The sequence below is a fragment of the Streptomyces sp. NPDC050147 genome (assembly GCF_040660195.1).
GTDB lineage: Bacteria > Actinomycetota > Actinomycetes > Streptomycetales > Streptomycetaceae > Streptomyces.
Window position 1 is genome coordinate 1 of record NZ_JBFALJ010000017.1, and the last position, 24718, is coordinate 24718.

The following is a 24718-nucleotide window of genomic DNA, read 5'->3' on the forward strand; positions in this document are numbered from 1 at the left end:
CCGAAGCCCGGCTCCAGCGGCTCGATCACGAACCGGGAGCGGAATTCGTCGACGACCTCTTCGGTCAACGAGGGACGCTGAGCGATCAGCATGAAAAATTTCCTCCAGTGTTCGGCGCCCGCTATTTGACGCCGTGGACAATGCACAGGGTAACGGGTTGCACAGTCTCACCTGGCGGTCTGGGGTCGGGACTCGACAGGCGGCCTTGGTGCGGATCAGAAATCGGCGGACTCACGTCAGGCGGCAGTAGGCGTTTCGACGTGCCGGGGCAGACGACACGCCCGGCGCCGCCGACGTGAGCGAGAACGTGGGTCAAGCCTGTCACGACCGTCGGCGGGCCCTGTTTCAGGGGTCCCCGGGTCCGGCGCAGGTAGCGCTCGCATCCCAGGTCAGACCCGTGACGCCGGCGTAGCTCTGCTCGGCACGGTCTTCTCCACCGAGGCAGGGCCGGACCCGGTCTCGACGCCGAGTGGCAGGATACCGATGCCCTGTTCAACGTCTCGGCGGCAGCCGGTGCAGCGTCACGTCGTGCAGGGCGCCGTCAGAGACGGTCAGGGTGAGGAACGTGCAGTACGGCTGACGTCTGCGGTCGGTGGGCGAACCGGGGTTGAGCAGCCGCAGGCCGCCTGGGGCCGCGGAATCCCAGGGAATGTGGCTGTGGCCGAAGATGAGCACGTCCAAGTCCGGGAAACGTTCGGCGCATCGGCGCTCACGGCCGGTGGCCGCCCCGGTCTCGTGCACGACACCGAACCGCACGCCATCCAGCTCCGCGCGGGCTACTTCGGGGATACGCCGACGGAGTGGTGGACCGTCGTTGTTGCCGAACACGCCGATCAGCCGACGCGACCTGGATTCGAACAGATCGAGCGTGGCCTCATCTGTCCAGTCCCCGGCGTGGATCACCACGTCGGCCTCGTCGATGCCCGTCAAGAGCGCCTCGGGCAGGACCTTCGCCCGCGTCGGCACATGCGTGTCAGAGGTCAGCAGCAGCCGCATGGAGCCAGCGTAGGCCGACTCGTGCCCAGTCGGCCTCTGGCCTCGCCGAACAGCCCGGCATCAAGCAGTGCGCCTCGCCGGGTGCGCCAGATCCGGACCTTGAGACCCGAGGCTACTGGCCAGCGGCCCCGCGCTCCTGCCGTTCCTCTCACCTCTCCGAGGGGAACTTGGCGGTGAGGTAGGCCGACAGCTGCCCCGGTGCGTCCTCCTGGAGGAGGTGACCCGCCCCCTCGATCCAGTGCAGCTCGGCGTGAGGGATGCGCTCGTGCAGCCACGTGGCGTACTCCGGGGGGAGGATGCGGTCCTCCCGGCCCCAAATGAGGCGTACCGGCAGCGACATCCCGCCCAGCAGCTTCTCGTACGCGGCGGTGTCCGCCTGCCTGATCTGGCTGTACTGGCGGTAGAACGCGGCCTGCCCCTCGGCCCCGCGCCACGGCGCGAGGAACGCGTCGAGGACTTCCGGCCGGAAGCCGATGTGCGTCGCGTGCCGCATATGGCCGGCGACCAGTGCTTCGTGAGCGTAGTCCGGAAGCTTTTGGAAGACGTCCGCGTGCTCCAGGATGAGTCGGAAGAGCCCTCGCTCCCACTCTCCGCCGCTCACCGCGTCGAAGAGAGTCAGGTCCCGGTAGCTTCTCTCCTCCAGCAGCAGCGTGCGCAGTGCCACGGCCCCGCCGATGTCGTGGGCGACGACGCTGGGGCAGGACAACTCCCAGTGGTCGAGGAGCCGGGCGAAGGTCCTCGCGTGGGCCGCCAGGCTGAGGTCTTGGCCCTCGCGCTGGTCTGACTGGCCGAAGCCGAGATGGTCGAAGACAAAGACCGTGCGGGTACGGGCGAGTGCCGGCGCGATGTCCCGCCAGAGAAAGGAGGAGTACGGGGTGCCGTGCACCAGCACGACCGGGTCTCCGCTGCCGAAGGCCCTCCAGCGCACCATGCCCTCGGACGTCTCGAACTCCTCGCCAAGTGACCAGTTCACCCTTGATCTCCCTCGCTGCGACATGACCGGAACCCTTCACCAAAAGCATGGCTGATGCCGCCCACAGGAGAGTGCGAGTGCCTCGACAAGCGACGTCCCCCTGCTCATACACCGTTCCGCAGTTCTCATGACCAGCCGTCAACGGCTGTCGCCTCACCGTGGGTGAGGCGAGTGGCGCCGTCGGGCGTGTAGCCATCGGGGCGGTCCAGCAGGCCCGTCAGGCGATCGCGACGCCGCGCAGCAGCAGCAACGCCACATCTACGATCGCCACCGCGACGGCGGCCACGAACGCAGCCCGCTCCCAGCGGCGTCCCAGCACCGTCCCTGCCACCGCGATCAGGCCGACCAGCGTGAGCGCCGTGACTCCCCAGCTGCCGGGGGGCCCGGCGGGACCCAGCGTCAGAACCGCGGACGCGATCACCAGCGGAACAGGCAGCAACAGGCGCGCGCGGTCCGGGCCGATCCGCTGCGGCCATCCTCGTACGCCCATCGACAGATCCGAGCGGATGTCCGGCAGTACGTCCCCCAGATGGGACCCGACCCCCAGCAACGCCCCGGCGGTGACGACCCACCAGGCAGGCCAAGACCGCTCCGGCAGCCCCAGCGTCACGAACGCCGGGAGTGCGGCAAAGCCCAGCGCGTACGGTGCCCACGACCATGCTGTCGCCTTGAGGCGCAGGTTGTACGCCCACGCCCCCGCTACTCCGGCCAGGTGAATGGCTCCTGCCCACAGGCCGCAGGCGAGCGACAGGGGCACGCACAGCGCCAGCGCGACATGCGCGGCTGCCCACACCTCCGTCGCCCGAACCGCGCCGTCCACGACGGGTTTGCCGCAGCGGCCCGCAGCGGTGTCCCGGCGCGCGTCGAACGCGTCGTTGCACCAGCCGACGGACAACTGCCCGGTCAGGACGGCGGCGGCGGTCAGGGCCGAACGCGCCGGGCCCTGTCCGGCGGTGACGGCCAAGGCAGTGATCAAGGCGGTGACCGCCACGACAGGACCCGGGTGGCACGCGCCGGCCAGGCCACCCGCCCGGCCGCCCCACCTGCCGGCCGGGCGAGCCGTCGATCGCTCGGGAGTGCCCACCCGGCCGAGCGTAGGTGGCCCGCCACCGGCCAACCCGATCACGCGGCCCGGCCGAGCCCCCGGATGGGCGATCCATGGTGCGCAAGCTCTGGATCGTGGAACAGGTGCAGAGCAGCACTCCAGTCGGAACATCGGACAGGAAAGCCATGACGCGGATCGCCGCCGTTCGCGGTGCCCTTGCACCGCACCGCTACGCCCAGTCCGAGATCACCGACATAGTGGCCCGCACCTGCCTGCCCGAGAATGGCGACCGCCGCGTCCTGGACCGGTTGCACCGCAGCGCGCAGGTCCGCTCGCGCCACATGACGCTGCCGCTCCAGCGGTACGCGGAGTTGGACGGATTCGGCTCTGCCAACGACGTATTCGTCGAAGCCGCCCCCGGCCTGGGGGCCAGAGTCGTCCGGGACGCGCTGCACACGGCCGGCATGAGCCCAACCGACGTGGACCTGCTGATCTACACCTCCATCACCGGCATCGCCACACCGTCGATCGACGCACGGCTGGTCGGCCGCCTGGGACTGCGGCCGGACGTGAAGAGACTTCCCCTCTTCGGCCTGGGCTGTGCCGGCGGCGCCGGCGGCCTGGCCCGGATGCACGACTATCTGCTGGGCCGGCCCGACGACGTGGCGGTCCTGCTGTCGGTCGAGCTGTGCTCGCTCACCTTCCAGCGGAACGACGCTTCCATGGCCAACTTGGTCGCCACCGGGCTGTTCGGCGACGGCGCCGCCGCGGTCATCGCCTGCGGCGCGGACCGTCCGGACGAAAACGCCGGCCCGACGATCGTGGACACCCGTGCCCATCTGTATCCGGACACCGGGCGCGTCATGGGCTGGGACATCAAGGACTCCGGCTTTCAGGTCGTCCTCGACCCGACGGTTCCCGACGTGGTGCGCCGTCACCTCGCCGACGACGTGGCGGGCTTCCTCGCCGACCACGGCCTGAAGCCGAAGGACGTGACCGCCTGGGTGTGCCATCCCGGTGGCCCCAAGGTCCTGCAGGCGGTCGCCGAGGCCCTGGACCTGCCTGACGGAGCACTCGACGTGACCTGGCGTCACCTGGCCGACGTGGGCAACCTGTCCTCCTCGTCGGTGCTGCACGTACTGCGCGACACCCTGGCCGAACGGCGCCCGCCGCCCGGCACCCCGGGGGTTCTCCTGGCGATGGGTCCCGGCTTCGCCTGCGAACTCGTCCTGCTGCGCTGGTAATTGCTCCGACGTGCGAGAGGTATCGGACACATGATCTGGTACGGCCTGCTGGTGGCCGCCGTCGCTGCCGAGCGCGTCGCCGAGCTCGTCGTCGCCCGCCGCAACGAGCGGTGGAGCATGCTTCGCGGCGCCATCGTGGCCGGGCAGGGCCACTACCCGGCCATGGTCGCCCTCCACACCGGCCTGCTGGTCGCCTGCCCGGCCGAGGCGTGGCTGGCCGACCGGCCGTTCCTACCCTCCCTGGCTTGGCCGATGCTGTTCGTGCTGGCGGCATCCCAGGCGCTGCGATGGTGGTGCATCCACACCCTGGGGCCCCGTTGGAACACCAGGGTCATCGTCGTCCCGGGCCTGCCGTCGGTGAAGGCGGGCCCCTACAGGTGGCGGTGGCTGCGACATCCCAACTACCTGGCCGTCGTGGCCGAAGGCGTCGCCCTGCCCCTGGTGCATACCGCGTGGGCCACCGCGGCCGTGTTCACGGTCCTCAACGCCGCCCTGCTCACCGTGCGCATCCGCTGCGAGAACCGGGCACTGGCCGCCCCGACCACATCCGTTCCCGCATGATCGACGTACTGGTGGCCGGTGGCGGTCCCGCCGGCCTGGCCGCTGCCATCCATGCCGCGCTCAACGGCTTTGAGACCGTGGTCGTCGAACCCCGGACAGGGCCGGTGGACAAGGCCTGTGGAGAAGGTGTCATGCCCGGCGGCGTCGCCGCGCTCCACGCACTGGGCGTCGATGTCACCGGCCGCGAACTGCGGGGCATCCGCTACGTGGACGGCTCGGCCCGCGCCGAGGCGTCCTTCCGCGGCAGCGGCGGGCTGGGGATTCGCCGTACGACACTGCACCGCGCATTGCACCAGCGTGCTCTCGGCCTCGGCGTGCGCATGGTTCGCGGCAAGGTCGGCGACGTACATCAGAGCGCGGAATCGGTCACCGCCGCCGGGGTCACGGCCCGTTGGCTGATCGCCGCCGACGGCCTGCACTCCCCGGTGCGACGTGGTCTGGCGTTGGAACTGCCGGGCAGCCCTCACCGCCGTTACGGACTGCGCCGGCACTACCGCGTCGAGCCATGGACCGACTTCGTGGAGGTCCACTGGTCGCGTCACGGCGAGGCCTACGTGACTCCGGTCGGCGACGACCTGGTGGGTGTCGCCGTGCTCAGCCGTACCCGCCGTGGATTCGACGCCCATCTGGCCGACTTCCCCGCGCTCGCCGCATCGCTGCGCGGCCCCGTCGCGACAGATGTACGCGGAGCCGGTCCGCTGCGCCAGAGAGTGCAGAGCCGGGTCGCCGGACGCGTACTGCTCGTCGGTGACGCCGCCGGTTACCTGGATGCCCTCACGGGTGAGGGCATCGCCCTCGGGTTGGCGACGGCCCGAGCCGCCGTCCACGCCCTGGCTGCCGGACAGCCGGGGGAGTACGAGCGTGCCTGGACTCTGCTGACCCGGCGCCACCGGCTCCTGACCGGGGCCCTGCTGGCCGCGAGCCGGCGTTCCGGCACCTCCCGGCTCATCGTCCCCGCGGCTGCCCGGATGCCCTCGGTGTTCACAGCCACGGTCCGCGCACTGCAGTAGCCACCGGCCTCCCAGGTGTCGGCGGTGGCCCCGGCTGAGCGTGGTTCGGTGGAAGTCCTCGACGCGCGCCGCGACCACCTCCGCGGTCGGCCGGGTGGCAGTCGCGGTGGCGCGCCGGGCTACTGTCCGGACTCGGGGTGACCGCCCTCGATCTCGTCCCGCACACCCTGGGCCTCATCCTTCGCCCCGTTCTCGGGCCGCCCGGTGTTCTCCTGCGCCTCATTGTCGGAGGTGCCCCTTCCGGTCCTGTCCCTGTTCGCAGGTTCGTTGGTCTCGTCCTCGGACTGATTTTCTTCACCCATGGTGGGCTCCCTTCTTTATGGCAGGGTCCTTGGTCACAGCCTCAGCCGCGAGCGGAGCCCGGCTCACGCGTCGCCTTTCTACGGCCTCGGGTACCCCGTGGCGGGCGACCACGCTCCTCACGCTGGCCAACCGGGTCGGCGGCTGTGGTGGGACCGCCGCTCAGCGCCCGTGCGCAGACTTCCCCCCGCCCGATCCGCGGCGTGCGGGTCCGGGGAATCCCCCTTGAGGCAACCGATGGGCGACGGAGTACGTCTCCAAGATCGAAGTAGGACACGGGGATGGACACGAGAGGATCAGAAGGTGGAAGAGGCTGCGAGTTCTACGGTGGTGCGAGTCCTGAAGGGTGTGGGCTGGCTGGCGGTCAACGTGGTCGGCACAGTGGGCGACATGCTCGCCACCCACGTCCCGTGGAACAAGCGGAGCCGGCGGTCCTCCTCGAACGGATAGCGCTGCCGCGGAAAGGCATCGCGCCGTCCAGAGGCCGGGGGCGGACAGTCCCCCGGTCGACAACCGTGTGCGGCCGGCCAATCGGCACCTGCCGACGGCACTGGTGCACGTATACGTGGGGGTGTGGGCCCCGCTGACAGCGGTGCCCACTCGCACGGCGCAGGCTGCATCCGCTACAGCCCATGGTTGGCGCCGGCCCGCCGCGGCGACGCCGGAGGCGGTGCCGGCCACTGGCCTGCCCAGGCAGGCGCTGCCACTCACCCCCGGATAACCCGATACCTTCAAGTGGATCACTGGGGCGTATCAGTCGCGCCGAGACAGTAGTTGACGTGGAGGATGAATGCGCAAGACGGTCACTGGCATAGCCCTGGTCACGACTGCCGTGCTACTGGCGGGGTGCGGCGGCGACGGCGGGGGCGAAGACACGAAAGGCGACCAACACAGCAACGGCGCGCCCGCTACGCCGAAGGAGAAGACCAGCAAGTGGGGAGCGCCCCAGTCCTTTGAAGTGACACTGGAGGTCACGGGCAAGGGCAAGCCGTCGCTGGGATGGATGGCGGACACCAATCACTTCGAGAATCAGGTCACTCTGCCCTGGACGAAGACGGTCAAGGTCACCCTGGAGGGGGCCGAGCTGAAGGTCGGCAGGCTGCTGGCCCTTACCCCTCAAGGCGTCCCGGGCACCGATGGGTTGACGTACGGGTTCCCTCCCTGCGCCATCAAGGTCGACGGGAAGACCGTTGAGAAGAATGCAGGCGGGAAAAAGGGCGGCTGCAAGTACCAGCTGAAGGCCTCCTAGCGGGCGTGCCTCGGCCGGTGCTGCTTGCCCTACCGGGGGCCGCGCGAATCGTGTGCTCGGCCGTGTCGCCGGGGAAGATGCGGAGCTTCCCGGTGAACTTCCGTACGGCTGTGTCGTCGATCCGGGTGGTCAACGCCCGTTCCCAGATTGGGAACGGGCTGGGGACGAAGACTCTGCACGAGCTGGGCGACGACCGTGCCCTGAGCCGGTTCCCGGCCGCCGAGGAGCTGTTCCTCGTGCTGGAACACGCACAGAGATGGGGCGACAAGCTGGCACAGCCGGAAAACAGCCCGGTCAACGTGATCGGGGAGGCCGCGGTGCTGCGCGCGATGTTGTGGCAGTACCTGCGCGAACAGGCCGACGCCGGGCAGCTGAAGGCAATCGAGACCGGCCGGGCCGCCGGCGTGCCCTGGCACCACTTCACCGAAGCGCTCTGCGTCACCTCCAAACAAGGCGCCTACCAGAAGGCCCGACGGCTGAAGGCCGAGGACGTCCGCGAGCCCGGCGAACGCCGAGCGCCCGAGGTCGCCCGCTAGCACGAAGACCGCACGGCCGCCGAGCAACGGGCCGAGCGGGCCTTGCTCCTCGTGCAGGAACGGCGCTTCCCCGTCGCCCGGCGGATCGCTCAACTCCTCCTGGAACATTGCGACGGCATCGTCATGGACGGCTGGGCCTCGTACTGGATCGGAGAGATCGCCGAGACGATCGACGACCGCGACAGCCCGGACAAGCGAGGACGGTTCACCGGATGGCTGGAGAGCTTCGTCCGAGCCGTCCGCGGACACGCTCGTGAACGCAACCAGCCCTCCACTACCACCGAGGCGGCCCGCCAGGCCCTCGCCATGGCCACCGAGTTCGCGTTCCAGGAACGCTCTGACGCACCGTGATGCGCGTGGTCGTCTCCGTCTGTGGGCGTTGACCGTGTACGTCGTGTCCTGGGGTGTGGCCGTGCTCGTTCAGCTTCTGATGCCTCAGGTACCGGAGGGCGCCCTGGGCAGGGAGGCCCGCAACCGGGATTATGGGCGAGCTGGACACGGCGATCGCCCATGGGGAGTGACAGCTGATGAGAGCGTGTGTGGTCGGGGCCGGCCCCGGGGGGATCGTCACCGCCAAGGTGCTGCTGGAGAACGGCTTCGACGTCACGGTCTTCGACAAGTACCAGCAGGTCGGCGGGATCTGGTCATCAGAGGGCTGCTACGACGGGCTGGCCAACCAGTCCGCGCTCCGCATCTTCGAGTTCGCGGACCTGCCCAACCGCTTGCACTTCGCCAGCGCGGTGGACACGCAACGCTACCTGGAGAACTACGCCGAGATCTTCGGTGTACTGGACCGCGTCCGGCCCGGTACCGAGGTGATCTCCATCCGGCCGGTGGAGGGACCCGGGCGGGTGGGCGCCTGCGGCTGGTCGGTCGACTCCCGGCCCACCGGGGACAAGGCGGCGGACGTTCATCGCGAGACATTCGACTATGTCGTTGTCGCCAGCGGGGCTCATCATCATCCCCAACTGCCCGAGCTGCCCGGGCGCGAGTCGTTCCGCGGGACCGTGCTGCACTCCAACGAGGTGCGGGCCGGGACATTCGCCGGCCGGCGCGTGGTCGTCGTGGGCGGCGGCAAGTCCGCATTGGACCTGATCACCCGCGCCGCACACGAGGCGGCCTCGGCCACGATCGTGCAGCGCAAGGTGAACTGGATGATCCCCGAGCGGTTCCTGCTCGGTCTGGTCGGCTACAAGTGGATCCTGTTCACCCGGTTCGGTGAGGCGCTCCTGCCCCGCTACCACGATCCGGCCTGCGTCCGTCCGATCGACCGCATCGACGAGCGGGTCAAGCGGGCTCTGTGGTGGCTCATCACCCGCGACGTGCTGCTTTCCACCGGGCTGTACCGGCTGCCGAGGCAGCTGCGGCCCGCTCACGCGCTCCCCTTCCATCTGGCCCACGCGGGAGTGATGCCACGCGGCTACGCGCGGGCCGTGCGCCGCGGCCTGATCGCCCCCAAGGTCAGTGCCGTCGAGGCGTATACCGACAAGGGGCTGCGACTGGCGACCGGCGAGGAAGTGGCGGCGGATGTCATCGTGTTCGCCACGGGGCACCATAAAGTCTTCCCGTTCCTGGACTCGAGCGTGCGCGTGCACGATGACGACGGGCGGCTGCGGCTCTACCGAGGCATCGTGCCACCCGGCGCCGACCGGCTGGGGTTCGTCGGTTTCCGGCAGGTCTTCAACAACATCATGGGAATGGAACTCACCGCGCACTGGCTGACCAGCCATTTCCGGGCGACGCTGCGCACCACCCCGGGCGAGCAGGGGATGCGGGAGGCCATCGACGCTCGCCTGGCCTGGCAGGAGCAGGTACTGCCAGGCTCCGGCGGCTACGACTTCGGCCCCTACGACATCCACTGCGCGGACGAACTCCTGCATGACATGGGGTTGCCATCCCGCCGCGCCGACAACCTGCTGGCCGAATACCTGCTTCCCGGCGGAGTGGCACGCCGCTACGCGGGCCTGACTCGATCGAGTTCGGCGAAATGAATGCAGAGCATGAGCGGCCCGACGCTCGACGAGCCCCGCTGACCTGCCGAGGAACGCCCACAAGTGTGGGTTAACGGCGCCTGCTTCGGCTGAGTCGACTGGGTTCGTTGTCAAACGCCTGGGTTGGATGGCAAAGGACAGCCGCCGCCGGACACGCTCCGGTCGCTGACGCACTTCGCGTATTCCGTCACCTCGTGAACCGCATTTCGTCCCTACCCTCCACATGGGTGGTCGGGCCCCTCGTATAGTTCAGCCCCCAGGGGTGTCGGGTGAGGCTTCATTTCGTCTGCCGTCAGTGGCTCGAACCGATTGGCCGCCCGGCACCCCACGACGACTCGGCCGCCAATTGGGATGTGCGAGCAAGAATGCTGTGTAGGGACGCGTCGGCGAAGTCGTCTGTGGGCAACCAAGTATGCGACGATTTCCGGAGGCGCAATGAGCCGGATTTGGGCCGGAGTGGACGCCGGCAAGACCCATCACCACTGTGTCGTCATCAACGAAGACGGCACCAAGATGCTTTCCCGTCGAGTCAGCAATGACGAGCCGGAGCTGCTCCAACTTGTTGCCGATGTGCTCGCCATCAGTGACGACATCACTTGGGCAGTAGACCTGGCCGACGGCGGAGCCGCCCTGGTCATCATGCTCTTGATCAACCACGACCAGGAACTGCTCTACATCCCGGGTCGCACCGTGAACCGCGCAGCTGGTGCTTACCGCGGTGAAGGAAAAACCGATGCCCGCGACGCCGCGATCATCGCGGACCAGGCGCGCATGCGGCGCGATCTGCTCCCCTTACGGCCTGGGGACGAAGTTGTTGCCGAGCTCAAGATTCTCACCTCGCGCCGCACAGATCTGGGCTGTGACCGCACCCGCACCATCAACCGTCTCCGTGCACAACTGACCGGCATCTTCCCGGCTCTGGAACGCGCTTTGGACATGACCCTCGCCGGGCCGCTGACCTTGCTGTCCGGCTACCAGACGCCGAGTGCACTACAGCGCCTCGGGCCCCGCCGCCTCGAGGCTTGGCTACGGAACCGCAAGGTGCGTAACGCCGCCCAACTCGCGACTGCGGCCACGGCCGCTGCCGAGCGTCAGCATGTCGTGCTTCCTGCCGAAGAGCTCGCGGCGCAGTTGGTTCGCACGCTGGCGCAGGAAGTGACGTCCCTCAACGCGCAGCTCGCAGAAGTCGACAGGCTCATCGAGTCTCGGTTTCGCGAGCACAAGTACGCCGAAGTGATTCTCAGCATGCCAGGTATCGGACCGGTGCGGGCCCCTTCCCGATGACCACCCTTGCGTCGTCACTACCGCCAGGCAGCATGTCAGCCAACGCCGAGCCGGGAATGTACGACACCGCGATCATTGCGGCATTTCTCTCTGATCCGGGTCTGTTCTCGGTTACGGCCCCGATACGAGCTCCGCCGCACATATGGCTTGTTCACTCGCGGTTCGTGCCGTCCCTTACGCCAGTCAGACAGACAGAGGCTAGGATCACGGCGTGATCACGGCCTGGTCTCCTTCCCGCGTACTGCGGAGTCGCTCAACCGCGATTCCGCTGCGCCTGCTGGGCCTTGGCCTGATCCTCTTCGGCCTTCTGTATGCGCACGCGGCCAGCCCCGAGAGCACGGCGCGTCACCTCGCATCAGGCAGCGTGACCTCGGCGGCCATCGTCGGCCACGTTGAACTCGGGCCGGAGCAGCCTGTTGCGACTGCCACGCGGGATGCGACCGAAGCGCCGGTCGATCACCATGGCGGCGACGGCCACGGGCGGCAGAGCTCCCTCGACGAATGCGGACTCGGTCAGCCGGCACAGGGCCCCGTGCTCGGGCTGCCGTGCCTCACTTCGCTGGGTTCGGCGGCGGAAACCGTGGTGCCGCCGCTCGTGCACGTCCGCCCCTCAGCCGTGCGGGGCTTCGTCGTTCCGATACCGCACGCGGCGGAGTCTCCAGTTCTACGTATCTAGGTCAGCGCCCCCTTCTCCATCGGCCGACGCCTCGCTGAGGCCGGCCGACGCGGCCCGAGGCCGTCGTCGTGCCTCCTCCCGTCGACCGGTGCCCGGCGTCTGACCTTCCCTTGTGTGCGCCCTGCTGCGGCGGCTCGGGGATGGTTTCGACGGCTTGTCACCACCCCCACCCATCGCTGCCCTGCCCTGGACGATCCGGCAGGGGCAGCCGCCGCACGGAGGATCTGTGCCGCCTTGCTCTGCTGAACTGATGTCCCCTTCCGCGCGGGCGTGTTCGCCCCTGGGGAGTTGGGCCGTGTCGCGAGCCCAGGTGCTGTGGAAGCGCCGACTCGTATGGACCGCGGTGACCGTTCTTCTGCTCACTCTGGTGCGGTGCGCCGCCGAGACGGCGCACGCCGGTGAGCAGTCGAAGGGCCACCTCGGTGCCCTGTCGCGCACACTCACCCCGCCCGAGGAGCGGCGCACGACGGAAGTGCTCGACGGGCCCGAGTCACCGGCCGACTGCTCCGTCTCCGATCCCGGAACCGCCGGAACCGCTCCTGCTCCCGTACGCGGTCTGCCGTACGCGAGCGCGCTCGAGAACCCGTCAACCTCCGTCACACCCCCCATCGCTGAGCACTTCGGTGCTGCGCGCAGCCGGATACCGGATGGCGGCCGGACCAGGCCGGCCGTCCTGTGCAGGTGGCTGATCTAGGAGCCGCCTTCGCGGTCGGCCGTAGTCGATCCGCCGCGCCGCTCGCCCGACAGGTGGGCGGTGCGAGACGAGCACCCGCGCAGCTTCTACAGCGAAATGAGAGCGAATCAGATGCACTCTCTGACCACGAGTGGCTTCACTCCTGCCGGATCCGGCCTTCCAGGGCTGGTCGGCAACACCCCCGTCCTTCGGGTGGCCCAGCCGTTCACCACGCCCGACCGCGGCTTCTGGGCCAAGTTGGAGGGATTCAACCCGGGTGGCATCAAGGACCGCCCGGCCTTGTTCATGGTCGAACGGGCCCGCGCCCGCGGCGAGTTGCTGCCGGGCCGCCCGATCGTCGAGTCGACGAGTGGCACCTTGGGGCTCGGGCTCGCCCTGGCCGGGATGGTCTACGGGCATCCCGTCACTCTCGTCACCGACCCGGGTCTGGAGCCGTCCATGACCCGTCTCCTTTCCGCGTACGGCGCCACCGTCGACATGGTGCCCGAACCACACCCCGCCGGAGGCTGGCAGCAGGCCCGCCAGGACCGGGTCGTCGAACTGCTCGCGCGGGAGCCCGGAGCATGGTGCCCCGACCAGTACGGCAACCCCGACAACGTCTCCGCCTACACTCCGCTCGGCCTCGAACTCGCCTCCCAGATCGGCCACATCGACGTACTCGTCTGCAGCGTCGGCACCGGAGGCCACTCCGCGGGCATCTCACGGGCACTGCGCCAGCTGTACCCGGACATGCGCCTTGTGGGCGTGGACACCGTCGGCTCGACCATCTTCGGGCAGCCCGCCCGGCCCAGGCTCATGCGGGGGCTCGGATCCAGCATCTACCCGCGCAACGTCGCGTACGAGAACTTCAGCGAGGTGCACTGGGTGGCGCCGGCCGAATCCGTGTGGACGTGCAGGCAGTTGGCGACCTCGCACTACGCCACGGGCGGCTGGAGCGTCGGCGCGGTCGCGCTCGTGGCCGGGTGGCTGGCACGAACGCGGCCTCGGGACACGCGGATCGTCGCGATCTTCCCCGACGGGCCTCAGCGCTATCTGGAAACCATCTACGACGACCAGTACTGCGCCGAGAAGGGGCTGTTGGGAGTGGCCCCGGCTCCCGAACCGGAGGTGGTGCACCGCCCCGACGAGAAGGAAGTGACCCGCTGGACCCGCTGCGCCGTGGTCGCGGATCCGCTCTCCTTGCCGGCTAGGACCGACGATCTCGAAGGCGGGGACCGGTGAAGGGCACGATCGCGCAAGTGCGCTCCTACGACCGGAGCGTGCAACTCCTGTTCGCCAACCAGTTCACCATCAACCTCGGCTTCTACATGCTGATGCCGTATCTGGCGCAGCACCTGTCCGGGTCGCTCGGCCTCGCGGGCTGGATGGTCGGGCTCGTCCTGGGGGTACGGAACTTCAGCCAGCAAGGCATGTTCCTCATCGGCGGCACCCTCGCCGACCGGTTCGGCTACAAGCCGCTCATCGTCGCCGGCTGTGTTCTGCGCACGGTCGGATTCGCGACACTCGGTCTGGTCGACTCGGTCGCGTCGCTGATCGCAGCCTCAGCGGCCACCGGCTTCGCCGGCGCGCTGTTCAACCCCGCCGTACGGGCCTACCTCGCGGCGGACGCGGGTGAGCGCAGGGTCGAGGCATTCGCCCTGTTCAACGTCTTCTACCAGGCGGGCATCCTGCTCGGCCCGCTCATCGGGATGCTGCTCACCGGAGTCGACTTCCGTGTCACCTGCCTGGTTTCGGCAACGATCTTCGGTCTGCTGAGCGTGGTGCAGATCCGCGCGCTGCCCGCCCGCAGGGGCGACGATCGCGCAGATGACGGCGCCGGTGAGCGGGAGAGCGTACTGGCGCAGTGGCGCGGCGTCATCGCCAACCGGGCGTTCCTGCTCTTCTCCACCGCGATGATCGGCTCGTACGTCCTCTCCTTCCAGGTCTATCTCGCGCTGCCGCTCGAAGTACGGCGCCTGGGCGGCGACGGCGAGTTCGGCACCGTCGCCGTGGCACTGCTGTTCGCCGCCTCCGGACTGACCACGATTGTCTGCCAAACCCGGGTGACGGCCTGGTGCAAGGAGCACTTGGAACCCGGCCGCGCCCTGACCTGGGGCCTGCTGATCATGGGAGCGGCGTTCACACCTCTCCTGGCCGCAACGGCCGTGCCGGTGCCGGACGAAGGCGTCGGCCTGCGGCTGCTCACCGCCGCACCGCCCACGCTGGCCGCACTCATGCTGGCCCTGGGCACGATGATCGCGTACCCCTTCGAGATGGACACCATCGTCCGGCTCTCGGGCGACCGCCTCGTCGCCACCCACTACGGCCTTTACAACACCATCTGCGGTATCGGCATCACCCTCGGCAACCTGCTCACCGGCGCAGCCCTCGACGCTGCCCGGGCCGCCGGAATGTCCGCGCTGCCCTGGCTCGCGCTGCTCGGCCTCGGCCTGGCCTGCTCGGCGTCCCTCTACGGGCTGCACCGGACCGGACGCCTGACACGCCCCGCTCCCGAGCCGAAGCCCGCGACGGTCTGACCGATTCCGCACACAACCGGTGGGGGCGGGGGCAACCCAGTCGCCCGTCCCCACTTCGAGTGCGCCCGAATTCGTGGAGACCCCATGCCGAACCATGAGCTTTTCATACCCTAGGGGGGTATGTTAGGTTCCCGCTCAAGATACCCCACCGGGGTATCAGGACGAGGGGATGGGATCATGCCAACAGTCAACCCAAGGCGCTGGTGGGCGTTGCTCGTGCTCGCCGCTGCCCAGTTCATGGTGATCATGGATACCAGCATCATCGGAGTGGCGCTCCCCGAGATGCAACGCGAACTCGGCTTCTCGCAAGGCGAGTTGCAGTGGGTCTTCAACGCCTATGTCATCGCCTTCGGCGGTCTCCTGCTGCTGGGCGGCCGGCTCTCCGACCTCCTGGGTGCCCGCAAGGTCTTCAACGCGGGCTGGGTCGTCCTGATAGCGGGCTCTGTCGTTGCCGCGGCCGCGCAGACAGCCTGGGTGGAGGTCGTCGGTCGCGCCGTACAAGGCGTCGGCGGTGCGCTGATCGCGCCCGCCGCCATGACGCTGCTGATGATCCTCTTCGCCCACGACCCAAAGGAGCTGGGCAAGGCGATGGCGCTCTACGGCGCCGCGGCCCCCGCCGGCGGCACGGCGGGAGTCTTCCTGGGCGGTGTGTTCACCGAGTGGCTCAGCTGGCCCTGGATCTTCATCATCTACGTCCCGATCGGCATCGCCACCCTCGCGGCCACCAAGCTGCTGCCCGTCGTCGAGTCCCGCCGCGGCCGAGTGGACGTACTCGGTGCCGCATCCGTCACCGCAGGTCTGGCCCTCGCGGTGTTCGCCATCGTCCGTGCGGAGCACGTGGGTTGGGGATCCAGCACCACCGTTCTCCAGCTTGTGGGCGCCGCAGTCCTGCTGGTCCTGTTCTTCGTGATCCAGAAGTCGGCAGGTCAGCCGCTGATGCCGCTCGGCATCTGGCGGGTGCCGCGTCTCGGGTCCGCCAACCTGGCGATGGCGCTGCTCGGCGCCGCATGGATCCCGATGTGGTACTTCCTCAACCTGTACCTGCAGCAGGTGCTCGGCTACGGGGCGTTCGCCTCCGGCGCGGCGCTGCTTCCGATGACCGTGCTCCTGATGATCTTCATGACGGCGATCACCGCGAAGCTGCTCGCCAAGTTCGGCGCCAAGCCCCTGATCGGCGGGGGTCTGCTGGTCCTCGCGGCGGGTTTGCTGTGGCTGTCGGCCGTCGAGCCGACCGGTTCGTTCGTGGTGGACGTCCTGCCCGCGTCACTGGTCGCGGCCCTCGGCATGTCGATGGCGTACATCCCGGCGATGATGGCCGCCATGTCCGGCGCCCCGCAGGAGCAGGCGGGTCTGGCCTCCGGGATCGTCAACACCACCTACCAGGTCGGCTCGGCCCTCGGCCTGGCGGCCCTGACCGCCCTCGCCGCATCTCAGGGCGCGGGGCAGCTGGGTAACCTCCCGGCGCTCACCGACGGCTTCAGCGCGGCGTTCCTTGGTGCCGCCGCGATCGCCGCTGTGGGCGGTCTCATCACCCTGCTTGTGATGCGCGGCGACAAGGCTACGGCCGCCGAACAGCAGGCGTCCGCTGCGCAGTCCACAGAAGAGCAGATCGGCGTGTAGCCGGTGGGCCGCCGGACGACCGCACGCGACCACTGTCAACAGGGGCCGCTCGATGTCTCACCGGACATCGAGCGGCCTCCTTCTGTGGTCGGGTTTACGGCCGAGTTGGCGGACGGCGGACGGTCATGCCCGGGCACGTACTCAAGCGGCAGGACCCGGCAGGCGTAGGGCGGTCCGGTGTCGGTGACTGGGTGCCGGTCATCCCGACTGCGGCGATGGGCGGGACTGGTGGGGATCCACTTCGGTCAGCCTCCCCGTGAGATTCCCACCATCAAGGCTCGCCAAGATACCCCCCCGGGGTATATGGTTCACATCAGCAGCCTGAACGGACGACGCCGAAGGCGCATCACACCCATGGGAGATGTCATGAGGAATCACTCCGGCCACGACCAGGCCGACCACGAGGGCCACGGCGGAGCCCAGCCCGGTGGGCTGTCGGTCTCCGAGCACGGTTACACCCTTGAATTCGACTCGACGATCCTCACCGCCGGCGTGCAGCCGGTCAGCTTCCGGGTGATCGGCCCCGACGGGCAAGCGGTGACCGAGTTCCTTTCGGAGCACGACAGAGAACTGCACTTCATCGCGGTCCGGCGCGACACGGCCGGATTCCAGCACGTGCACCCGGTCATGGACGAGAAGGGCACCTGGAGCGTCGAACTGGCCCTGGAACCGGGGGACTGGCGGTTCTTCACCGACATCCACCCGGTCGGCCACGACGGGACCATGACGCTGGGCATCGACGTCGCGGTCGCCGGGCCGTACGACCCGCGGCCGCTCCCCGAGGCCACCGGAATCGCACACATCGGTGAGTACACCGTCGCGCTCGACGGCGAACTCCTGCCCGGAGAGCCGAGCGAACTGACCCTCACCGTCAGCCGGAACGGCCGCCCCGTCGCCGACCTTCAGCCCTACCTGGCCGCGTACGGGCACCTGGTGGCACTGCGCGTCGGCGACCTGGGCTACCTCCACGTCCACCCGGAGGGCGAACCCGGTGACGGCGCCACCGCACCGGGTCCCGGGATCGCCTTCATGGCGGTCGCGCCCACGGCCGGCACCTACCGCCTGTACCTGGACTTCCAGCACAACGACGTCGTCCGGACGGCCGAGTTCACGGTACGGACCGCCACCGCCGCCCCCAAGCACGCCGAACGCCACCACGGCCACCACGCACACCACTGACCGCATGAACGCACGTACGCCACATCGAAGGAGCGTCATGCCCCGCCTGACCCGACTCACGCCCGACACGGCGGTCGGCGCCTCGCGCGACCTCCTCGCCGACCTGGTCTCCCGCCATGGCCAGATCGGTGACATGGTCTCCACGATGGCGCACTCGCCGGCCGTACTCGGCGGCTACCTCCAGCTCAGCCGGGCCATGGGACGAGCCAAACTCGACCGCAAGACCAGCGAACGGATCTCGATCGCCGTCCAAACCCTGCAGGGATGCGGACTGTGCCTCGACTCGCATGTGAGTGCCGCCCGCGCCCTGGGAGTCGACGAGCAAGAGATCGAACTGGCCCACGCGGGCACCTCGGCCGATCCCGCGATCGCGGCGATCATCACCCTCGCCCTCCAGATCTATCGCGAGCCGACGTCGATCACCGACGAGCAGGTCACCGCGCTGCGGGACCACGGCTACAGCGACCGCGCGATAGCCGACGTCGTCGGCGTCGTCGCACTCAACACCCTCACCGGCGCCTTCAACCTCCTCGCCGGTCTCACACCGGGGAGCGACACCGGTGCGTAGAGACACCCCCGCCTGTACTCGAGGGGCACGGACTCCGCCCCGGGGCCGTGCCCCACCGCATGGACACGGAAGGAACCCGCCATGCGACTGTTCGCCATCCGCGACTACCGCCGCCTGTTCAGCGCCCAGGTCATCGCTCTGTTCGGCACCGGGCTGACCACCGTGGCCCTCGGGCTGCTCGCCTACGACCTCGCAGGACCGCGCGCAGGCATGGTCCTCGGCACGGCCCTGACCATCAAGATGGTCATGTACGTGGTCATAGCCCCGCTGGCTGCTGCGTACGTCGACCGGCTCCCCAGGAGAACTCTCCTGGTCCTCCTCGACGTGGTCCGCGGTGCGGTGGTCCTGGCACTGCCGCTGGTCACCGAGGTCTGGCACATCTACGTCCTGATCGGCCTGCTCCAGGCCGGATCCGCGGCGTTCACCCCGACGTTCCAGGCCGTCATCCCCGACATCGTCACCGACGAGACCGACTACACGCGTGCCCTGTCCGCCTCGCAGGTCGCCTCGACCATGGAGAGCCTGCTCAGCCCCGTGTTCGCAGCCGTCGCACTGACGTTCATGAGCTTCGACCGTCTGTTCCTGGGCACCTCCGCCGGATTTCTCGTCTCGGCCCTGCTCGTCCTGGCGACGCGCATCCCGGACGCCCGCCCCAGTAGCCATACGAAGGCATGGGACAAGGCGGCAGCGGGGATCAGGGCCTTCCTCATGACGCCGCGGCTGCGCGGCGTCATGGCGCTCAACCTCGTGGTCGCGGCGGCAGGGTCGATCGTCGTCGTCAACACCGTCAACTACGTCCGTGACGAGCTCGGCGGCTCGCAGTCGAACGTCGCCTGGATGCTCGCCGCCTCCGGCACGGGGACCCTCCTGGCAGCCCTCGTACTGCCCCGCGTTCTCGACCGGATCGCCGCCCGCACGGTCATGATGACCGGCGCCGGAGTCCTGGTCGGCGGCGTGACCGCCGCGGTGACGCTCATCGCGGCCGGCCTGGCCAGCTGGACCGGTACGGCGATCATCTGGACCGTGATCGGCTTCGGCATGGCACTGATCATCACGCCGACCGGCAAGGTCCTGCGCGCCTCCGTCGCACGGAACGCGATCCCCGAGGCATTCGCGGCCCAGTTCTCCCTCTCCCACCTGGCCTGGCTGATCACCTATCCCGTCGCGGGATGGCTCGGCACGACCGCCGGTTTAACCCTCGCCTGGTCCGTCCTTGCGCTCCTGGCCGGAGCGGGAGCGATCGGTGCCCTCCTCCTGTGGCCGCGCCACGACGGACGTGGAGCCATGACCAGCCCCGTGACACCCGCCGGGCACGCGGCGAGCACGGACCGGTCCACCCTGTCCAAGGCAGCGTGAAGCGCCGTGTACATCGCTCCGACTGCCTGCGTCCTGCAGTCCTGACCGCGGCTCGGTGACGGGACGCCCAGCTGGTGCGCTGACCGAATGGAACCCTCCTCTGGCCCGGCCCGATGGCCAAAGGAGGGTTGCGAGCCGGGTCATCGGCTCCCGAACGGGTTGCCGTGACCGCTCGGGTCAGCGCATGAACTTGCTGCAGTCGTCCTTGTCCATCCAACGGTGCGAGCTGATCCTGTTGTCCGCGACGTAGCCGGTGGAGAACCTGTCGAAGCCGTAGTCGTCGCCGCCGTCGACGAGGGTGGAGGCGTACTTCTCCTGCTGGGTGAGGCAGATGTGTCCGCCGCTGTAACCGGTAAGCCGGTAGAACGCGACAGCGAGGCCGGACGACCCCTTGTTCAGGAGCGATGTCGCGCGGTTCTCGTCATCGCCCTGGAACCCGCCCGTACTGTTGCCCCAGTCGGAGTCCACGCCCGACGACCTGCCGAGGTAACCCTCACACTGGTCGTTCCAGTAGGCGTACATGTAGCCGATGGTCGCGTCGCCGTAGTTGTCGGAACAGGTCCGGGCGGCCGGTGCGGCGGCTGAAGCGTCGGCCTGCGCGGCGCCTGCGGGGACCAGCATCCCGAGCGTCGCGAGGCCCAGGGTCGCTGCTGTGGCCAGGGTCTTGCGCATGTTGCATCACTCCTTGTACGTGGGTGTTGTGGGTGCCCCGCAGCTGTGCCGCTGCGGAATTCCTGGGACGCCGTACGGGCCGTGCCGCGACAGCCCGAAATCCGGGTCAGGCATCGCTGCCCGAGGGGCTGTCGCCTGAAGGTTGCTGCCTAGTGGTTGCTGCCTGGAGGCGGCTCGGCGTCAGCTCTTGGAGCCGGTGATGTCCTCGGCTCGGGCCAAGGCGCTGGTTTCCAGCGTCCGGCGCGTGGCGATGGCTTCGCTGTAGCGGCGGGGGAGCTTCTTGGCGCGGTACTCGCGTTCCAGCGTGCGTGCTGTGGTGGCAAGCGCCGTCCGCTTCGCGCAGGTGGCCTCGGTGACAGCCAGTTCCACCTCGATGGCGTGGGCCTTCGCGTCGCTCTTTCCATCGACGAGCTCTTCGAGGTCGGCACGGACCGCCGGCGGATCGGCATAGGCGTGTCCCGCCTTGCGCATGCAGGCCGACCATGCCTTGAGCGCGGTCACGAAGCGCTTTTCGCGGAGCAGATCAGGAACGTACAGCGGAGTCAGGTTGTCGGTGGTCTTCTGGACGCCGTACCAGGTCTCGTAATTGCCGTACAGGTCCTCACCGGCAGCGACGCGGCAGCTGTCGGCGGGAGTTCGCACCGTGCCGCCCGTGGGCAGTTCGGCCGACAGCATCCGGCCCGCGTCGTCGCCGTCGAGCGTCCTGTCGTACCTGGCGCGTTCAGCGGTGGAGAGCTTGTCGAGGTACGCGAGATTCGGATCCTTCAGCCGGGCCTTCTCGGCCTTCTTCTCCAGCTCTCCGCCGTATCCGTACCGCTTCGCCCACGCGACGTCATCCAGGGCGTAACTCTGGCCCTTGCGTTCCTCGACGGTGGGAACCCGCGCCACCCAGTACTTGAAGCCCTTCCCCTCCATGCACTTCTTGACGAGCAGTTCTTCCGCACGCCGCACCTGGATCCGCTCCGCGTCGGTCAGTTCCCGCGCTCCGTTCCCGGAGGCCTCGGCCGCAGTGTTCCGCTGCGGGTCGGTCCCACTCGACTGCTCGCTCGTGCTGGTGGTGCAGCCGGCCACTGCGCCCAAGGCGATCACCGTGGCCGTGCATGCCGAAACGAACGCTCGCCGCATGATGCAACGCACTCCCCCGAGTCGTGGCGCTGGTTGGTCGTCGCGCCTTTTCGCCCCCTGAGCATCTCTGAACGGGAGCACGGTCAGCCAGGGGTTTCAGGCCTGCCTTAAAGGCGCAGGGTGCCGTGGGGGAACCCGATGCTCCGTATCCATCGCACCGATGCCAGTTACGTCGGTCAGGCGCGCGCGGATCCCTTGCGAGCTGCGACGATGGCCGCAGGCGCAGCCGCGAAGGCGAGGACGCCGCACACAATGGCGAGGATCGGGTAGCTGGCGAAGGCGACGACGATGCCGGAGACCAGGCCGCCTACGGCGCCCGCGACGGCGATGGCGACGTCGACCAGTCCCTGGACCTTGGCGCGGGTGGCCAGGGGTGTGCTGTTGGTGACGATCGCGGTACCGGTGACCAGGCCGAAGTTCCAGCCGACGCCGAGCAGGACGAGGGCGACGGTGATCAGGGTGAAGGAGTGGCCGGGCGCGAGGGCGGCGGCCACTCCCGCGGCGAGCAGCGTGGGGTCATGGTCATCACGGCGACCATGACGAGCTGACTCAGGACCAGGACCACGACGCCTACGAGCAGTCCGGGCCCGGACCGGGAGGGGGAATCCGCGGGTGCGGCCTCAGCGGGGGTGGCGAGCAGGGGTCCGGCGATGCCGCCGGCGGTGGTGGCGACGATGACGGTGGAGGTGGCGCGGGCGCGCTGATGGGGTGCGGCGAGGTCGGCTCCTGCGTACCGGGCCTGGAGGTTGGAGGTGGTGCCGGCGCCGTAGAGGAACAGGGAGGCGAACAGCAGCGCGGGGCTGCCGAGCGCGGCCGCGACGGCGACTCCCGCACCGCCGAGGGCGCCGGTGAGATATCCGGCGGCCAGTCCGGGGCGGCGGCCGAGGCGCTGGGAGACGCGTCCGATGACGACGGCGGCGGAGGCCGAGCCCGCGGTGAGCAGAGCGATGGGCAGTCCGGACAGCGAGGTGTCGTGGAGCATCTGCCCGGCCAGCAACCCGGCGACGGTGACACCGGCGGCGAGGCCGACACCGCTGAGGACCTGCGAGGCGAGCAGCACGGTCAGGGTGCGCTTCTGCACCGCGGATATGGCGGGGGCGGGAGCGGCGGTGGGCGGGGTGCGGGTGGGGGAGAGGGGCAGGTGGGCCATGGGGTCCGTACTTTCGGGATGCCGGGATGCCGGGATGCCGGGACTCCGGAAGGCCGGGGTGGTGGCACCGGTCGGGATGGGGCGGGGCGGCCGGTGGTCGTCAGGCGGTGGTCAGGGGCGCGCGGGACGGGAGAGCGTGGGCGAACTGGTCGGTGACGCGGGCCAGTTGGCTCTCGTCGTCGTGGTCGAGAGCCAAGGCTCCGTCCGGAGTGGTCGTGATGTGCCGGTCCAGGACGAACCGGCCCTGACAGACCTGGGCGCCGAGCGCGGTGAGGACTGGCCGCAGGGCGTAGTCGAGGGCCAGGACGTGGGCCGGGCTGCCGCCGGTGGCCAGGGGAAGCACCGGCTTCCCGGTGAACGCGTGCTGGGGCAGCAGGTCGAGGAAGGTCTTGAGCAGGCCGGAGTAGGCGGCCTTGTAGATGGGGGTGGCCACGACGAGGGCGTCGGCCTCGGCAACCAGACTCACGGCGTGGGCGACCGACGCGTCATGGGTGTCAGCGGAGAGCAGGGGCGCAGCCGGCAGGTCGCGCAGGACGAGTACGTGGGTCCGATGGCCGCGGGCCCGCAGGACCGCGGCGGTGTGCTCGGCCAGGAGAGCCGTACGGGACGTACGGGAGGGGCTGCCGGACAGGGCGAGGACGGTGGCCACGGTAACTCCTCGAACACTCCTGGGGAATCAGGGGACTTGGCGATGGCGGGCGGTCGGGCGGGCGGGCGGTGTCGGTGGGCGGAGGTCCGCCCGTTCCCGCGTCAGTGCGGGCTGTCGGGCATTCCGTAGGCGTCGGCGATCAGTTCGGTGGAACGCAACCGGGCCTGGACGGAGTGGCCGACGCTGCCGATCATGAGTTCGTCGGCGGCGGAGTCCCGCTGGACCTGGTTCAGGTGGGCGGTGACCTGTGCGGGGGTGCCGTGCGGGACGTGGCTGAGCCAGTTGTCGACGGCCTGGCGTTCCTGGGCGTCGTAGGCGTAGGCGTCCACTTCCTCGGGGGACGGCAGCAGGTAGGACTTGCGCTGGAACATGCGGAGCATGGCGTGCGCGAGGGTGCCGGCCTGGCGGCGGGCTTCCCGCTCGTCGTCGGATGCCGCGACGGTGAAGCTGACCAGCGCGTACGGCTCTGACAGGGTCTTGGACGGAGTGAACCGCTCGCGGTACAGCCGCAGGGCGGCCACGACGTCGCGCGGGTTGAAGTGGGCGGCGAAGGCGAACGGCAGGCCGAGCCGGGCGGCGAGCTGCGCCGAGTAGCCGGACGAGCCGAGCAACCACACCGGCAGGTGGCCGGTGGGCGGGGTGACGTCGTTGAGCCGGTCCTGGGCGGGCCCTGGCACGGCGTAGACGCGGTCGGCGGCGTAGGGGTGCTCGGCCGGGAAGTCGTCGCCGAGGAAGTGCAGGAGTTCGAGGACCTGCTGGGGGAAGTCCTCCGCGTCGCTCGCGCCGCGGCGCAGGGCGGCGGCCGTGGCGTGATCGGTGCCCGGGGCGCGGCCCAGGCCCAGGTCGATGCGGCCGGGGGCGAGGGCGTCGAGCATGCCGAACTGTTCGGCGACGACCAGCGGCGGATGGTTGGGCAGCATGATTCCGCCCGCGCCGAGCCGCAGCCTGCTGGTCTCCGCGGTGAGCCGGGAGAGCAGGACGGGCGGGCTGGAGGTGGAGACGCCCGGCATGGCGTGGTGCTCGTTCATCCAGTAGCGGGTGAAGCCGCGCCGGTCGGCGAGCCGGGCGAGTTCGATGCTGCCGGCCAGTGCCTGAGCGGCGCTCTGGCCGGTGCCGGTCATGGCGGAGTCCAGTACGGACAGGGCAGCGGGGGCGGAGCCGTGGCGGATGCCGCGGATGGGGTCGGTCATGCTCGTGCGGTCCTTCGGTTTCAACGTGTGCGGCGTGCGACGCGCGGCGTCCGGCGCGCGGGGAAGTGGGGCGCCGGGCGCCGGCCGACAGATGCGGCGGGTCTCTGTCGGCCGACGCCCGGCCGTGTCCGGCG

24 protein-coding genes and 2 pseudogenes are annotated in these 24718 nt (G+C 69.4%); 17 read left to right on the forward strand and 9 right to left on the reverse strand.

What is annotated here, in order from left to right; genetic code table 11:
- Positions 1–492: 492 nt before the first annotated feature.
- From AB0I94_RS24660 to AB0I94_RS24670, 3 genes are all read right to left on the reverse strand, one after another.
- Entirely contained in the window at positions 493–996 is a 504-nt protein-coding gene (locus AB0I94_RS24660) for a metallophosphoesterase (protein ID WP_363311795.1), read from the reverse strand.
- Positions 997–1144: 148 nt separating this feature from the next.
- Positions 1145–1969 carry an alpha/beta hydrolase gene (locus AB0I94_RS24665; RefSeq protein WP_363311796.1) on the reverse strand — a complete coding sequence of 275 codons (825 nt, stop codon included), beginning with the start codon at positions 1967–1969 and terminating at the stop codon, positions 1145–1147.
- Positions 1970–2186: 217 nt separating this feature from the next.
- Complete coding sequence (locus AB0I94_RS24670) at positions 2187–3053, reverse strand: UbiA family prenyltransferase (RefSeq protein ID WP_363311797.1); 867 nt, start codon at positions 3051–3053, stop codon at positions 2187–2189.
- 146 nt (positions 3054–3199) lie between these two features.
- Between AB0I94_RS24670 and AB0I94_RS24675 the strand changes: the two genes are divergently transcribed.
- From AB0I94_RS24675 to AB0I94_RS24685, 3 genes are read left to right on the forward strand one after another with little or no spacing between them, the layout of a single operon-like run.
- The gene (locus AB0I94_RS24675) at positions 3200–4258 is read left to right on the forward strand and encodes a 3-oxoacyl-[acyl-carrier-protein] synthase III C-terminal domain-containing protein (RefSeq protein ID WP_363311798.1); all 1059 of its coding nucleotides are present in this window, start codon (positions 3200–3202) and stop codon (positions 4256–4258) included.
- A gap of 30 nt (positions 4259–4288) precedes the next feature.
- Positions 4289–4819, forward strand: coding sequence for an isoprenylcysteine carboxylmethyltransferase family protein (locus tag AB0I94_RS24680; protein ID WP_363311799.1), 531 nt, complete (start codon positions 4289–4291; stop codon positions 4817–4819).
- A complete protein-coding gene (locus AB0I94_RS24685; protein ID WP_363311801.1) occupies positions 4816–5829 on the forward strand; it encodes an FAD-dependent monooxygenase in 1014 nt (337 codons plus the stop codon). Before AB0I94_RS24680 ends, AB0I94_RS24685 begins: the two co-directional genes overlap by 4 nt.
- A 119-nt stretch (positions 5830–5948) precedes the next feature.
- Here the strand turns inward: AB0I94_RS24685 and AB0I94_RS24690 are convergent, their stop codons facing one another.
- A complete protein-coding gene (locus tag AB0I94_RS24690; protein ID WP_363311802.1) occupies positions 5949–6131 on the reverse strand; it encodes a hypothetical protein in 183 nt (60 codons plus the stop codon).
- Positions 6132–6432: 301 nt separating this feature from the next.
- On the opposite strand from AB0I94_RS24690, the gene AB0I94_RS24695 reads away from it, so the two are divergent.
- From AB0I94_RS24695 to AB0I94_RS24760, 14 genes and pseudogenes are all read left to right on the forward strand, one after another.
- Positions 6433–6579: a hypothetical protein gene (locus tag AB0I94_RS24695; protein ID WP_363311803.1), complete on the forward strand. Its 147-nt coding sequence runs from the start codon at positions 6433–6435 to the stop codon at positions 6577–6579.
- 340 nt (positions 6580–6919) lie between these two features.
- Complete coding sequence (locus AB0I94_RS24700) at positions 6920–7378, forward strand: hypothetical protein (protein ID WP_363311804.1); 459 nt, start codon at positions 6920–6922, stop codon at positions 7376–7378.
- 92 nt (positions 7379–7470) lie between these two features.
- On the forward strand, positions 7471–7914 hold the full coding sequence (locus AB0I94_RS24705) for a hypothetical protein (RefSeq protein WP_363311805.1): 444 nt from the start codon (positions 7471–7473) through the stop codon (positions 7912–7914).
- A gap of 42 nt (positions 7915–7956) precedes the next feature.
- Positions 7957–8265, forward strand: a complete 309-nt coding sequence (locus tag AB0I94_RS24710; protein WP_363311806.1) for a hypothetical protein — start codon at positions 7957–7959, stop codon at positions 8263–8265.
- Between the two features lie 176 nt (positions 8266–8441).
- Positions 8442–9905 (forward strand): NAD(P)/FAD-dependent oxidoreductase, encoded by a 1464-nt coding sequence (locus tag AB0I94_RS24715; RefSeq protein WP_363311807.1) that lies wholly within the window; start codon positions 8442–8444, stop codon positions 9903–9905.
- Positions 9906–10340: 435 nt separating this feature from the next.
- Positions 10341–11171 (forward strand): annotated as a pseudogene (locus AB0I94_RS24720) (IS110 family transposase); the annotation flags it as partial.
- Between the two features lie 229 nt (positions 11172–11400).
- Positions 11401–11865 carry a hypothetical protein gene (locus AB0I94_RS24725; protein WP_363311808.1) on the forward strand — a complete coding sequence of 155 codons (465 nt, stop codon included), beginning with the start codon at positions 11401–11403 and terminating at the stop codon, positions 11863–11865.
- Positions 11866–12160: 295 nt separating this feature from the next.
- Positions 12161–12559, forward strand: coding sequence for a hypothetical protein (locus AB0I94_RS24730; RefSeq protein ID WP_363311809.1), 399 nt, complete (start codon positions 12161–12163; stop codon positions 12557–12559).
- 111 nt (positions 12560–12670) lie between these two features.
- A complete protein-coding gene (locus tag AB0I94_RS24735; protein WP_363311810.1) occupies positions 12671–13780 on the forward strand; it encodes a PLP-dependent cysteine synthase family protein in 1110 nt (369 codons plus the stop codon).
- The gene (locus AB0I94_RS24740) at positions 13777–15075 is read left to right on the forward strand and encodes an MFS transporter (RefSeq protein ID WP_363311811.1); all 1299 of its coding nucleotides are present in this window, start codon (positions 13777–13779) and stop codon (positions 15073–15075) included. The genes AB0I94_RS24735 and AB0I94_RS24740 overlap by 4 nt, the downstream gene beginning before the upstream one ends.
- A gap of 177 nt (positions 15076–15252) precedes the next feature.
- Positions 15253–16695 carry an MFS transporter gene (locus AB0I94_RS24745; protein WP_363311812.1) on the forward strand — a complete coding sequence of 481 codons (1443 nt, stop codon included), beginning with the start codon at positions 15253–15255 and terminating at the stop codon, positions 16693–16695.
- A gap of 366 nt (positions 16696–17061) precedes the next feature.
- Positions 17062–17874 carry a hypothetical protein gene (locus tag AB0I94_RS24750; RefSeq protein WP_363311813.1) on the forward strand — a complete coding sequence of 271 codons (813 nt, stop codon included), beginning with the start codon at positions 17062–17064 and terminating at the stop codon, positions 17872–17874.
- A 37-nt stretch (positions 17875–17911) separates the two neighbouring features.
- Complete coding sequence (locus AB0I94_RS24755; RefSeq protein WP_363311814.1) at positions 17912–18442, forward strand: carboxymuconolactone decarboxylase family protein; 531 nt, start codon at positions 17912–17914, stop codon at positions 18440–18442.
- Between the two features lie 81 nt (positions 18443–18523).
- Positions 18524–19798 (forward strand): MFS transporter, encoded by a 1275-nt coding sequence (locus tag AB0I94_RS24760; RefSeq protein ID WP_363311815.1) that lies wholly within the window; start codon positions 18524–18526, stop codon positions 19796–19798.
- A 177-nt stretch (positions 19799–19975) separates the two neighbouring features.
- Here AB0I94_RS24760 and AB0I94_RS24765 read toward each other — a convergent pair whose 3' ends face one another.
- The 5 genes and pseudogenes from AB0I94_RS24765 to AB0I94_RS24785 all read right to left on the reverse strand — a co-directional run bounded on the left by AB0I94_RS24765 (position 19976) and on the right by AB0I94_RS24785 (position 24584).
- Positions 19976–20470, reverse strand: a complete 495-nt coding sequence (locus tag AB0I94_RS24765) for a hypothetical protein (protein WP_363311816.1) — start codon at positions 20468–20470, stop codon at positions 19976–19978.
- Positions 20471–20650: 180 nt separating this feature from the next.
- Positions 20651–21559: a hypothetical protein gene (locus AB0I94_RS24770; RefSeq protein ID WP_363311981.1), complete on the reverse strand. Its 909-nt coding sequence runs from the start codon at positions 21557–21559 to the stop codon at positions 20651–20653.
- A 212-nt stretch (positions 21560–21771) separates the two neighbouring features.
- Positions 21772–22745, reverse strand: a pseudogene (locus AB0I94_RS24775) (MFS transporter).
- A gap of 100 nt (positions 22746–22845) precedes the next feature.
- Complete coding sequence (ssuE, locus tag AB0I94_RS24780; protein ID WP_363311817.1) at positions 22846–23394, reverse strand: NADPH-dependent FMN reductase; 549 nt, start codon at positions 23392–23394, stop codon at positions 22846–22848.
- A gap of 101 nt (positions 23395–23495) precedes the next feature.
- Entirely contained in the window at positions 23496–24584 is a 1089-nt protein-coding gene (locus AB0I94_RS24785) for an LLM class flavin-dependent oxidoreductase (RefSeq protein ID WP_363311818.1), read from the reverse strand.
- Positions 24585–24718: the final 134 nt, after the last annotated feature.

Bases quoted from the DNA above. Each gene is read 5' to 3' on its own strand.
- AB0I94_RS24660 (WP_363311795.1), bottom strand. From the start codon at position 996: ATGCGGCTGCTGCTGACCTCTGACACGCATGTGCCGACGCGGGCGAAG.
- AB0I94_RS24675 (WP_363311798.1), top strand. From the start codon at position 3,200: ATGACGCGGATCGCCGCCGTTCGCGGTGCCCTTGCACCGCACCGCTAC.
- AB0I94_RS24680 (WP_363311799.1), top strand. From the start codon at position 4,289: ATGATCTGGTACGGCCTGCTGGTGGCCGCCGTCGCTGCCGAGCGCGTC.
- AB0I94_RS24685 (WP_363311801.1), top strand. From the start codon at position 4,816: ATGATCGACGTACTGGTGGCCGGTGGCGGTCCCGCCGGCCTGGCCGCT.
- AB0I94_RS24690 (WP_363311802.1), bottom strand. From the start codon at position 6,131: ATGGGTGAAGAAAATCAGTCCGAGGACGAGACCAACGAACCTGCGAAC.
- AB0I94_RS24700 (WP_363311804.1), top strand. From the start codon at position 6,920: ATGCGCAAGACGGTCACTGGCATAGCCCTGGTCACGACTGCCGTGCTA.
- AB0I94_RS24715 (WP_363311807.1), top strand. From the start codon at position 8,442: ATGAGAGCGTGTGTGGTCGGGGCCGGCCCCGGGGGGATCGTCACCGCC.
- AB0I94_RS24735 (WP_363311810.1), top strand. From the start codon at position 12,671: ATGCACTCTCTGACCACGAGTGGCTTCACTCCTGCCGGATCCGGCCTT.
- AB0I94_RS24745 (WP_363311812.1), top strand. From the start codon at position 15,253: ATGCCAACAGTCAACCCAAGGCGCTGGTGGGCGTTGCTCGTGCTCGCC.
- AB0I94_RS24750 (WP_363311813.1), top strand. From the start codon at position 17,062: ATGAGGAATCACTCCGGCCACGACCAGGCCGACCACGAGGGCCACGGC.
- AB0I94_RS24755 (WP_363311814.1), top strand. From the start codon at position 17,912: ATGCCCCGCCTGACCCGACTCACGCCCGACACGGCGGTCGGCGCCTCG.
- AB0I94_RS24760 (WP_363311815.1), top strand. From the start codon at position 18,524: ATGCGACTGTTCGCCATCCGCGACTACCGCCGCCTGTTCAGCGCCCAG.
- AB0I94_RS24765 (WP_363311816.1), bottom strand. From the start codon at position 20,470: ATGCGCAAGACCCTGGCCACAGCAGCGACCCTGGGCCTCGCGACGCTC.
- AB0I94_RS24785 (WP_363311818.1), bottom strand. From the start codon at position 24,584: ATGACCGACCCCATCCGCGGCATCCGCCACGGCTCCGCCCCCGCTGCC.